The sequence below is a fragment of the Streptomyces sp. HB132 genome (genome assembly GCF_016909575.1).
Classification (GTDB): Bacteria; Actinomycetota; Actinomycetes; order Streptomycetales; family Streptomycetaceae; genus Streptomyces.
Genome location: NZ_JAFBGA010000023.1, coordinates 76,412 through 87,326, shown reverse-complemented (window position 1 = coordinate 87,326; position 10,915 = coordinate 76,412). Strand labels below are relative to the sequence as shown.

Sequence of the window (10,915 nt, the reverse complement as noted above, 5' to 3'; positions counted from 1 at the left end):
AAGGATGTGTACTCCGGCCGCATCGTGGGCTATTCCATCGACGCCCGGATGAAGTCCAGCCTCGCCGTGAGGGCTCTTGAATCCGCGGTGGCCCGCCGGGGCCAGGTCGCTCGATGCATCGTTCATTCCGATCGCGGGTCGCAATTTCGCTCACGGAAATTCGTCGCCGTTCTCGCACGTCACAGCATGTTCGGATCGATGGGGAGAGTCGGTGCCGCAGGCGACAACGCGGCCATGGAGAGCTTCTTCGCGCTGCTGCAGAAGAACGTCCTGGACCGCCGTACCTGGGCCACCCGCCAGGAACTACGGCTCGCGATCGTGACCTGGATCGAGCGCACCTACCACCGGCGCCGACGCCAGAAACGCCTGGCCCGATTGACCCCCGTCGAGTACGAAGCCATCATGACCCCACCCGCAGCCCTGGCTGCATAACCCCACTGTCACCTACGCGTGCAGCAGTCCCAGGTGGTCATCGACGCGGACACCCGCCGGGTAGTGGTTGTCGGCCGGCCGCTGCCCGGAAACCGCAACGACTGCAAGGCATGGGAGGAGTCGGGCGCCAAGGCCGCCGTCGGTCGCGCAGTCACGATTGCAGACGGCGGCTATCCAGGGACCGGCCTTGTGATCCCCCACCGCCGTGAGCGCGGACAGGCCGAACTCACGCCCTGGAAGGAAGAACACAACAGGTCTCACAAGCAGGTCCGAGCCCGTGTCGAGCACGTCTTCGCCCGTATGAAGACGTGGAAGATCCTCCGTGACTGCCGCCTCAGAGGTGACGGCGTCCACCACGCGATGCTGGGCATCGCCCAGCTGCAGAATCTCGCCCTGACCCAGTGACGGCGAGGGTCAACCCAGCTCAGCCACATCAGAGCCAGCAGGCTTCGGAGGCCTCTGGTGACCGCACTCCAGCCGGTTGCCGTTGGCGTCCGTCACGGTGTACTCCAGGATAATCCTGGTCGGGTCCCCGTCCTCATAAGGCCACACCGTGATGCCTCCCTCCCAGACGAGGGTGGAGAACCAGACATCGATCCCCTCGGCTTCAGGCGCGACCGTGAAGACCTCACCGGGCTTCAGATAGAAGTCCTCGCCGTATGGCTCGATGAAGAGACAGAGATCGCCGTTGCCTGCATTCTCCACAGGCAGCCTGCTGCGCCCCACTCGTCCCCCCAAGACCGGCACTCCGATAAGCCACTCCACACTATCCGCCCACACCAGCCTCGCCAGACTCAAGCCACCTGTCCCTCCAAGTCCCTTGCGGGACAGCCCTTAGGGCGCGCACGACGGGTTGCGCCCCGCCTCAGCCCCCTGCGCCTGCGGGGCGGCCGTCCAGCAGACCCACGGAGCGCCCGAGTTCGTGAACGGCTCGCCGGAAGAGAGGTTCACGCGCCTCGACCAGCCGGTTGAACTGTCCGAAGATCTCGAAGGAGACCAGCCCGAAGATCTGGGCCCATGCGGCGACCAGGGCCACCACGACGGCCGGCGGGAGGTCTTCGGCCAGGTCCGCGGCCATCCGCACGGCCTCGGGCCGCAGTTCGGCGGCGAGCGGGGGAACCGCGAGGCCCTCGGTGCGGTGGGCGTCGCGTACGAGGCCGATGAGGACCAGACCCACACGGGAGGCGGGACCGACGGTGTCCTGCGGGGCCGTGTAACCGGGGACGGGCGAGCCGTAGATCAGCGCGTACTCGTGCGGGTGCGCGAGAGCCCAGTCCCGCACGGCGCAGGCGACCGCGACCCACCGGGCGGGATGCGGGCCGGGGGTGCCACCGGCGTCCGGGAGCGCCTCCTCGGCGGCTTCGCCCACCGCGTCGTAGGCGTCGACGATGAGGGCGGTCAGCAGGTCGTCCCGGCTGGGGAAGTAGCGGTAGAGCGCGGAGGAGGCCATACCGAGCTCACGGGCCACGGCACGAAGGGAGAGTTTCGCGGCTCCCTCCGCGGCGAGCTGCTTCCTGGCCTCGTCCTTGATCGCCGCCGCGACTTCGACGCGGGCACGTTCCCTGGCTCCTCGAATGGTGCTCATGCGATCAGTCTGCCACGTGACCAGAACACTGAACAGAAACGAGAGCACTGCTCTTGCTTTTGAGCGGCACACCCGTACACACTGATCTCAAGCGAGAGCACCGCTCTCTCAATGGCGGGAGCCACCATGTCGCAGCAGCAGCCGTACTACCTCCGGGCCAACGCCTTCGCACAGCGGATGAACAGTGTCGTCGGCTGGCTCGCCCGCCACGGTGTCAGCCTGCTCGGTTCCGCCGAGATGTCGGTGAGGGGCCGCAAGAGCGGCCGGATGCAGCGAATCCCCGTGAACCCTCACCACCACGACGGCGTCCAGTACCTGGTCTCCGCCCGCGGCCACTCCCAGTGGGTGCGCAACATGCGCGCTGCCGGAGGCGGAGAGCTGAAGGTGGGCCGGAAGGTCCGCGCCTTCAGTGCGGTGGAGATCGCGGACGACGAGCAGAAGATGCGGATCGTCCGCGCCTATCTGGAGCGCTGGGGGTGGGAGGTCAACCAGTACTTCCAGGGCGTGACGGCCAGGTCGACCGATGCCGAACTCCTGGCCGCGTGCCCCGACCACCCCGTCTTCCGGATCACGATCGAGAGCTGACCCCGTCCGTCCCCTGGCGGTCCATCGCGTGCAGCGCCCGCTGGGCCAGCGGATGCGAGCGGACCAGTTCGGCCAGTGAAGTCGTCCCCCGGGTGACTCCCGCGAACGCGTTCCAGGCGGGGCGGAACCCGGTCAGTACCGCGTGCAGAACCCCCGGGCGCCGTTCGAACAGCCTGAGCATGCGGCGCCCGACACTCATCTCCACGCCCAGCCCGGCCTTGATCGCGAAGGCGTAGTTGAGGGCCTGACGCCGGGCGTCGACCGCGTCGTGCGACTCGGCGATCCGTACCGCCCACTCCCCCGCGAGCCGCCCGGACCGCAGGGCGAAGGAAATACCTTCCCTCGTCCAGGGTTCCAGCAGCCCGGCCGCGTCGCCGCAGACCACCACCCGTCCGCGGGAGAGCGGTGAGTCGTCGCTACGGCAGCGGGTGAGATGACCGGAGGAGACGGCCGGTTCGAACCCGGCGAGACCCAGCCGGCCGACGAAGTCCTCCAGATACCGCTTGGTCCCCGCGCCGTCACCCCGCGCCGAGATCACACCGACCGTCAGGGTGTCCCCCTTGGGGAAGACCCAGCCGTAACTCCCGGGCATCGGACCCCAGTCGATGAGCACCCGGCCCGCCCAGTCCTCGGCGACCGTCTCGGGAACGGGGATCTCGGCCTCGAGTCCGAGGTCCACCTGGTCGAGCTTGACGCCGACATGAGCCCCTATGCGGCCCGCGCTGCCGTCCGCGCCGACGACGGCCCGGGCCAGCACCGTCTCGCCGCCGGCCAGCACCACGGCGACCGTGCGCCGGTCGGGCACGGCGGTGCCGTGCTGCTCGACGCGTGTCACCGTCGCCCCCGTGCGCAGCTCGGCGCCCGCCTTCTGAGCCTCCTCCACCAGGCCGGCGTCGAACTCCGGCCGGTTGATCAGACCGAAGAGCATGCGCCTGGACCTGCGGGTGCGTGACAGCTTCCCGTTGAGCGAGAAGGTGACGGCGTGGATCCGGTCCTTCAGAGGCAGTTCGAATCCAGGAGGGAGGGAATCACGCGAGAACCCGATGATTCCGCCGCCGCATGTCTTGTAGCGCGGGATCTCCGCCTTCTCCAGCAACAGCACCCGGCGGCCCGCGACGGCCGCCGCGTACGCCGCGGAGGCTCCGGCCGGGCCTGCACCGACCACGACGACGTCCCATACCGAGGACTCCTGCGGTTCCGACGACGACTCATCCGGCTCACGTCCGGCGTCTGCGTTCTCGCTGCTCACGATGTGCTTCTGCTCCCGATCCGACCAGTGGCCCCAACTGCTCACGGCATCCTACGGCGCGCCGGGACGGAACTCCGCTGTGGGAGGATCAGCCATGAATTCATTGCACACGCAACGCCGCGTCCACGGCGTCGCACCCGGCCGCGTACCCACCGCGCCACAGCCCTGATGTCGCACCCACGAGGAGCGTGCCCATGACCGCCCGTCCGATTTCCGAGACCGTTGCCTCGCTGATGCCCCGCGCGAAGACGGAGCTCGCCGAACTGGTGGCCTTCCGGTCGGTGGCGGACCCCGCGCAGTTCCCGCGGAGCGAGTGCGAGGCCGCGGCCGGCTGGGTCGCCGACGCCCTGCGCGCGGAGGACTTCCAGGACGTGGCCCTGCTCGACACCCCGGACGGAACGCAGTCGGTGTACGGCTACCTGCCCGGTCCGGCGGGCGCGCCCACGGTACTGCTCTACGCGCACTACGACGTGCAGCCGCCGCTGGACGAGTCCGCCTGGCTCTCGCCGCCGTTCGAGCTGACCGAGCGCGACGGCCGCTGGTTCGGCCGGGGTGCGGCGGACTGCAAGGGCGGCTTCATCATGCACCTGCTCGCGCTGCGCGCCCTCAAGGCGGACGGCGGTGTCCCCGTCTCCGTGAAGGTGATCGCGGAGGGCTCGGAGGAACAGGGCACGGGTGGCCTCGAACAGTACGCCGAGGCGCACCCGGAACTGCTGGCCGCCGACACGATCGTCATCGGCGACACGGGCAACTTCCGCGTCGGGCTGCCCACCGTCACCGCGACGCTTCGGGGTATGACCATGCTGCGGGTGCGGTTGGACACCCTCGAAGGGAATCTGCACTCGGGGCAGTTCGGCGGCGCCGCCCCGGACGCCCTGGCCGCGATGATCCAGCTGCTGGCCTCCCTGCGGGCCGAGGACGGCACGACGACGGTCGACGGGCTCACGCACGACGCGGAATGGGACGGACTGCAGTACCCGGAGGGCGAGTTCCGCAAGGACGCCAAGGTGCTCGACGGCGTCGGGCTGATCGGCACGGGGACGGTCGCCGACCGTATCTGGGCGCGGCCCGCGGTCACCGTCGTCGGGATCGACTGCCCGCCCGTGGTCGGGGCCACGCCGTCGCTGCAGGCGAGCGCCCGGGCGCAGGTCAGCCTCCGGGTGCCGCCGGGCCAGGATGCCGCCGAGGCCACGGAGCTGCTGACCGCCCACCTCGAGTCCCACGCCCCCTGGGGTGCCCGGGTGTCCGTCGAACAGGTCGGCCAGGGGCAGCCGTTCCGCGCCGACGTCACCAGCCCCGCCTACACGTCGATGGCCGAGGCCATGCGGATCGCGTACCCGGGTGAGGAGATGCAGTCCTCCGGCATGGGTGGCTCCATCCCGCTCTGCAACACGCTGGCCGCGCTGTACCCGCAGGCGGAGATCCTGCTCATCGGGCTGAGCGAACCCGAGGCCCAGATCCACGCGGTGAACGAGAGCGTCTCTCCCGAGGAGCTCGAGCGGCTCTCGGTCGCGGAGGCACTGTTCCTGCGGAACTACGCGGAGTCGAAGAAGGTCTGAGGCCCCGCGGGACGTTCTCCGCGTGGATGGCGACCGGCCACCCCCGCTTCCTCTCCGAAGGGCTCGCCGCCCGCTTCGCGGACCATCCGGACGGGAGCCACCGGCGGCTCGCGGTCCGCGACCCCGCCGCGGGCCCCGATCTCATCGAACGGCTCAGCCACGATCCGGACGTCCGGACGCGGCAGGAGGCCGCCCGCGATCCGCGTCTGCCGCTCCCCCGGCTCCTCGATGCGCTGGCCGAGCCCGAACTGGCGAGCAGCGCGGGCGCCAACCCGGCGCTCCCCCGAGCCGAGATGGCAGGGGTCATGGATGAGGCAGGGGTGCCCGCCTGACGACGTGCACCCTCCCGGACCCCATGTGTCCATGCGCCGACGGACGTGACGGGTCGGCGGGCGCCGGAACGGCAGAACAAGCCCGGCTCGTCCCACCGGAGGCTACGGTCCGCCCACGGGCACCCCGGCCTCGAGGTTCAGCACGGTGGACCGCTCGCGGGCACGCAGCGCCCACCGGAGCCTCTCGAAGCGGGTCGGCGGGAGCATCCCGGACGCCTCCTCCTCGGTGACGAACCGCCAGTCACGCAGTTCCGAGCCGGGCAGCAACAGCCGCGCGGCCTGCTCGCCGCGCAGACGGCCACCGTCGAACAGGAAGCGCAGTCCTCCGTACGCGGGCGGCTTCGGCGCCTCCCAGTCGACCACCAGGAGCCTCAAAACCGTGTCGAGTCGGAGCCCCAACTCCTCGGCGACCTCCCGCACCCCTGCCTGCGCCGGGGCCTCCCCGCGCTCCACCACACCGCCGGGAAACTCCCAGCCGGGCTTGTAGGTGGGGTCGACGAGCAGCACCCGGTCCTGCTCGTCGAAGAGCAGCACACCGGACGCGACCGTCTCCGCACGCGGCGCGGGGGTCTGGACTATGCCGCACTCCCCGGCCTCACCGGTGCGCAGCGCCTCGGCGATCCGCTGGGCCGTCTCGTACGGGGTGAGCGCACTGGTGTCGATCGTGTGGGCGTCCGCGGTGATCCACCCGAGGGCGGCCCGGTAGGGCTCGATGTGCTCGTAGGCCCACTGCCGGATCCGTTCGCTGTGCTCGGGGTCGTCGACGCATTCCTCGCGCTCGGCGATCCGTCTCCGCAGGATCGTTTCCTCAGGTGAGAGCAGTACATGGCGGACCGGTATGCGACGGGAGGCGAGCCCGCCGAAGATCTCGTCGCGGTAGTCCTGCCTGAGCAGTGTCATCGGGACCACCAGCACCCCGGAGAGTTCGGCGAGGAGCGCGGCGGCCGTGTCGACCACCAGGCGCCGCCAGATCGGCAGGTCCTGGATGTCGGTCACTTCGGCGAGCTTCTTCTGGGGCAGCAGTCCGCGCAGTCCCCCGCCGATCAGTTCGGGGTCGTAGAAGGTGCTGTTCGGGATCAGATCGATCAGTTCGCACGCGGCGCTGGTCTTGCCCGCACTGAACGCACCGTTGATCCAGACGATCACGGGTCCCCCTCTTCCGTAGCCCCCTGTGGCTTGCCCGCAACACCCCGCTCCGGAAACCCCGAGGGGCGACGCGGTTGCGCCGGCGCGCGTCCCTCCCCCGGCCCGGTGGCCGTGCCGACGTGGCGGGGGGGGCGGGCCGATGTCGTCGGAGCGGTCGTTCACCGGAACGACGAGGGGACGAGTGCGCCGCACCGTACCGGAACGGTTTCCCACAGGTGGACCCCGGGGAAAGCCGGCCCGCGGAGGAGTTCGCGGAGGCCCGCCGGAGCGAGGGGCCGGCTGCCGAGGTCGTGACCGGGCCTGGAGGGGGACGCGTTCCTGGCGGTGGTGCCCCCGAAGCCGTCGGACCGGGGACGCCGGGACGGAGTGCGGCCCCTCCGCGAAACGGCTTACGGGGCGACTACGGCCCGTACGCCGTTCGGGGCGCCGGGACGGGCCGTCGAGGCCGCGGCCGCGGCGCCCACCAGGCCCGCATCGGTCCCCATCACCGCGGAGGTCACCGTGAGGCCCTGGACGAAGGACAGCGTGGCGTAGTCGCGCAGGGACGCGCGCAACGGGGCGAAGAGCACCTCGCCCGCGCCGGCGACTCCCCCTCCGATCACCGCGATGTCGATGTCGGTCAAGGTGGCGGTGGCGGCGATCCCGGCGGCGAGCGCCTGGGCGGCCCGCTCGAAGGAGGCGGCCGCGACCGGGTTCCCGGCCCGGGCGGCGGCGGCCACCGCGGCGGCCGTGGCGTCTCCGTCCGGGCCGGGGCGCCAGCCGTTGTCCAGTGCGCGCCGGGCGATGTTGGGCCCGCTGGCGAGGCGCTCCACACAGCCGCGCGCGCCGCAGGGGCAGGGGTCGCCGTCCAGGTCGACGCTGATGTGACCGATGTGACCTGCGTTACCTGAGGGGCCGGGGTGCAGTTTCCCGCCCAGTACGAGGCCGCCTCCGACGCCGGTCGAGACGACCAGGCACAGCGCGTTGTCGTAGCCTCGGGCGGCGCCCAGCCAGTGCTCGGCCGCCGTCATCGCGACACCGTCCCCGACGAGGGTGACCGGCAGTCCGCCCGTCTCGGCGGCGACCCTCTCGACCAGCGGGAAGCCGCGCCAGCCGGGGACGTTGACCGGACTGACCGTGCCGGACGAGGCGTCCACGGGCCCCGCGCTTCCGATGCCGACCGCGCGTGCACGGTGCCACATCGGGGAGGCCGTCAGCTCCGCCAGGACCTCGCTCACCGCGCCCATCACGGCCTCGGCACCCTCACGGGCCGGCGTGGGGCGCTGGGCCCGTACGCGAAGGGAACCGCCTCCGTCGACCAACGCCCCGGCGATCTTTGTACCGCCGATGTCGAGCGCGGCGACGAGGTCGGTATGCATCGGTGTGGACACTCCGGAGGGGTGAGGCGCAGGACCTGCGGCTTCAGTTGGATGGTCCACCCAGTCTCCATTCTCTTGACAACGTTGTCCAGGGCCTATGCTCGACGCCACAGCATCCGGACACCACCCGGCACCCCCGGCGGAGCCCGGAACCATACGTTCCCGACGACAGGACAGCGCACCGTGGCCGAGACCGCCCGCCACCCTTCCGAGTCCCGCTACGGCAACAGGCCGACGATGAAGGACGTGGCGGCTCGTGCCGGAGTCGGCCTCAAGACGGTCTCACGCGTGGTGAACAGCGAGCCCGGCGTCACCCCCGACACCGAGCGCCGCGTCCAGGAGGCCATCGAGGCGCTCGGGTTCCGGCGGAACGACAGCGCGCGCGTGCTGCGCAAGGGCCGCACCGCGTCCATCGGCCTGGTGCTGGAGGACCTCGCGGACCCGTTCTACGGTCCGCTGAGCCGCGCCGTCGAGGAGGTCGCCCGCGCACACGGCGCCCTGCTGATCAACGGCTCCAGCGCCGAGGACCCGGAGCGCGAGCAGGAGCTCGTCCTCGCACTCTGCGCCCGGCGGGTGGACGGCCTCATCGTGATCCCGGCCGGCGACGACCACCGGTATCTGGAACCCGAGATGAAGGCGGGCATCGCCACCGTGTTCGTCGACCGTCCGGCGGGCCGGGTCGACGCGGACATGGTCCTGTCCGACAGCTTCGGCGGGGCACGCGCGGGCGTCGCCCACCTGGTCGCCCACGGCCACCGCAGGATCGGATTCGTCGGCGACCAGCCGCGCATCCACACCGCCACGGAACGACTGCGCGGCTATCACGCGGCCCTGGCCGACGCCGGGATCACGGTCGAGGACTCCTGGGTCTCCCTCGGTCCGACCGACCCGGCCCGGGTCAGGGCGGCGGCAGAGACGATGCTGGCCGGCCCGGAGCCGGTGACGGCACTGTTCTCGGGCAACAACCGGGTGACGGTCACCGCCGTCCGCGTCCTCGCCGAGTGCGACCGCCGGATCGCCCTGGTCGGCTTCGACGACATCGAGCTGGCCGACCTGCTCGGCATCACGGTGATCTCGCAGGACGCCGCGGCGGTCGGCCGAACCGCGGCTGAACACCTGTTCCGCCGCCTCGACGGCGCCGCTCACGCCCCTGTGAGGGTGGAGCTCCCGACCCGGCTCGTCCCGCGCGGCTCGGGGGAACTCCCGCCCGCGTGACCGCTCACGGCGCCGTCGCGGTCAGCCCGCCGCGCCGGGGCGAGGCGAAGCCGTCCAGGCCGGCGCGGGTCAGGCCGGTGAGGGCCTCGACCTCCGCGGTGTCCAGGGCGCCGCAGTCGATGCCGCGGAGCAGATAGCCGCTGAGCGCCTTCGCGGTGGCGGGCTCGTCCATGACGTCTCCGCCGGCCTTGGCCACGTAGGCGGCGAGCCGGGACGCCGCCTGGCCGAGACCCTCGCGGTAGAAGGCGTAGACGGCGGCGTAGCGGGTCGGCAGATGGCCGGGGTGCATGTCCCAGCCCTGGTAGTAGGCGCGGGCCAGGGCTCGGCGGGTGAGGCCGTGATGGAGGCGCCAGGCCTCGTGGACCTGTTCGGTGGGGCCGACGGGCAGCACATTGGTGGAGCCGTCGCAGACCCGCACACCGGTGCCCGCGGCGGCCACCTGCATGACGGCCTTCGCGTGGTCGGCGGCGGGATGGTCACTGGCCTGGTAGGCGGGGCTGACGCCGACGCAGGCGCTGTAGTCGAAGGTCCCGTAGTGCAGACCGGTCGCCCGGCCCCGTGCGGCGTCGATCATGCGGGCCACCGCCGCGGTGCCGTCCGCCGCCAGGATGGACTGACTGGTCTCGATCTGGATCTCGAACCCGAGGCGCCCGGCGGACAGACCGTGCGTCTCCTCGAAGGCCTCGAGAAGGCGCACGAAGGCGGTGACCTGTTCGGGGTACGTCACCTTCGGCAGTGTCAGGACGAGACACTCGGGGAGGCCGCCGGCCCGCATCAGCCCGGTCAGGAAGATGTCCGTGGTGCGGATGCCCCGGTCGCGCACGCCGGCTTCCATGCACTTCATCCGGATACCCATGTACGGAGCAGCGGTACCGCCGGCGTACGCCTCGGCGACCAGACGCGCCGCGCGGGCGGCGGCCTCGTCCTCCTCGGCGTCGGGACGCGGCCCGTAGCCGTCCTCGAAGTCGATGCGCAGGTCCTCGACCGGCTCACGCTCCAGCTTGTCCCGTACGCGGTCGTGGACGGGCTCCGCGAGCTCCTGCGGGATGCCGAGGACCGAGGCGAGGGCAGTGGCGTCGGGGGCGTGCGCGTCGAGCGCCGCCAGGGCCCGGTCGCCCCAGGTGCGGAGGGTGGTGGAGGTGAAGTCGTCGGCGGGCACGTAGACGGTGTGGACGGGCTGGCGCGTGCCGGGGTCCCCCGGATAGCGGCGGGCGAGCTCGGCGTCCACCGACGTGAGGGAGGCACTGATCTCCTCGCCGACCGCGCCGGCGAGGCTCGTTGCCACCATCTCCTGCTGACCCATGGCCGTACCCTCCACACTTCGATATTTCCGCTTCCCGGAATCTTTCATCCGCATGGTGAAGTTATAAGTCCCTGGTCCCCGCGTCAATGGTGAACGGAAACGGCCCGGGGCCGCGCGGTGCGAACACCACGCGGCCCCGGGCCGTCGTGCG

The 10,915-nt window shown here is 71.3% G+C and carries 11 protein-coding genes and 1 pseudogene; 6 read left to right on the top strand and 6 right to left on the bottom strand.

The features are described from left to right. Positions 1-432: DDE-type integrase/transposase/recombinase (locus JOC24_RS31360; RefSeq protein WP_205023828.1), on the top strand; the 432-nt coding region annotated here is incomplete at its 5' end. Positions 433-462: 30 nt separating this feature from the next. Beyond that, positions 463-837, top strand: a pseudogene (locus JOC24_RS31355) (transposase); the annotation flags it as partial. A 9-nt stretch (positions 838-846) separates the two neighbouring features. Here JOC24_RS31355 and JOC24_RS31350 read toward each other — a convergent pair. Together JOC24_RS31350 and JOC24_RS31345 are read right to left on the bottom strand one after the other, a co-directional pair. Then, positions 847-1,230, bottom strand: coding sequence for a hypothetical protein (locus tag JOC24_RS31350; RefSeq protein ID WP_239581259.1), 384 nt, complete (start codon positions 1,228-1,230; stop codon positions 847-849). A 67-nt stretch (positions 1,231-1,297) separates the two neighbouring features. Further along, positions 1,298-2,017, bottom strand: coding sequence for a TetR/AcrR family transcriptional regulator (locus JOC24_RS31345; protein ID WP_205023827.1), 720 nt, complete (start codon positions 2,015-2,017; stop codon positions 1,298-1,300). Between the two features lie 126 nt (positions 2,018-2,143). Between JOC24_RS31345 and JOC24_RS31340 the strand changes: the two genes are divergently transcribed. Next, a complete protein-coding gene (locus tag JOC24_RS31340) occupies positions 2,144-2,602 on the top strand; it encodes a nitroreductase family deazaflavin-dependent oxidoreductase (protein WP_205023826.1) in 459 nt (152 codons plus the stop codon). On the opposite strand, the gene JOC24_RS31335 is transcribed toward JOC24_RS31340, so the two are convergent. Then, positions 2,586-3,851 carry a geranylgeranyl reductase family protein gene (locus JOC24_RS31335; RefSeq protein ID WP_205023825.1) on the bottom strand — a complete coding sequence of 422 codons (1,266 nt, stop codon included), beginning with the start codon at positions 3,849-3,851 and terminating at the stop codon, positions 2,586-2,588. The genes JOC24_RS31340 and JOC24_RS31335 overlap by 17 nt on opposite strands. Positions 3,852-4,045: 194 nt before the next feature. On the opposite strand from JOC24_RS31335, the gene JOC24_RS31330 reads away from it, so the two are divergent. After that, the gene (locus tag JOC24_RS31330) at positions 4,046-5,410 is read left to right on the top strand and encodes a dipeptidase (RefSeq protein WP_205023824.1); all 1,365 of its coding nucleotides are present in this window, start codon (positions 4,046-4,048) and stop codon (positions 5,408-5,410) included. A 26-nt stretch (positions 5,411-5,436) separates the two neighbouring features. Then, positions 5,437-5,742, top strand: coding sequence for a hypothetical protein (locus tag JOC24_RS31325; RefSeq protein WP_239581257.1), 306 nt, complete (start codon positions 5,437-5,439; stop codon positions 5,740-5,742). A gap of 102 nt (positions 5,743-5,844) precedes the next feature. On the opposite strand, the gene JOC24_RS31320 is transcribed toward JOC24_RS31325, so the two are convergent. Further along, positions 5,845-6,888: an NUDIX domain-containing protein gene (locus tag JOC24_RS31320; protein WP_205023823.1), complete on the bottom strand. Its 1,044-nt coding sequence runs from the start codon at positions 6,886-6,888 to the stop codon at positions 5,845-5,847. A gap of 389 nt (positions 6,889-7,277) precedes the next feature. Continuing rightward, the gene (locus JOC24_RS31315) at positions 7,278-8,246 is read right to left on the bottom strand and encodes an ROK family protein (protein WP_205023822.1); all 969 of its coding nucleotides are present in this window, start codon (positions 8,244-8,246) and stop codon (positions 7,278-7,280) included. 183 nt (positions 8,247-8,429) lie between these two features. Here JOC24_RS31315 and JOC24_RS31310 point away from each other — a divergent pair, with 183 nt between their 5' ends. Next, a complete protein-coding gene (locus JOC24_RS31310) occupies positions 8,430-9,461 on the top strand; it encodes a LacI family DNA-binding transcriptional regulator (protein WP_205023821.1) in 1,032 nt (343 codons plus the stop codon). 4 nt (positions 9,462-9,465) lie between these two features. Here JOC24_RS31310 and JOC24_RS31305 read toward each other — a convergent pair whose 3' ends face one another. Next, a complete protein-coding gene (locus tag JOC24_RS31305; protein ID WP_205023820.1) occupies positions 9,466-10,764 on the bottom strand; it encodes a DUF6986 family protein in 1,299 nt (432 codons plus the stop codon). Positions 10,765-10,915 lie beyond the last annotated feature (151 nt).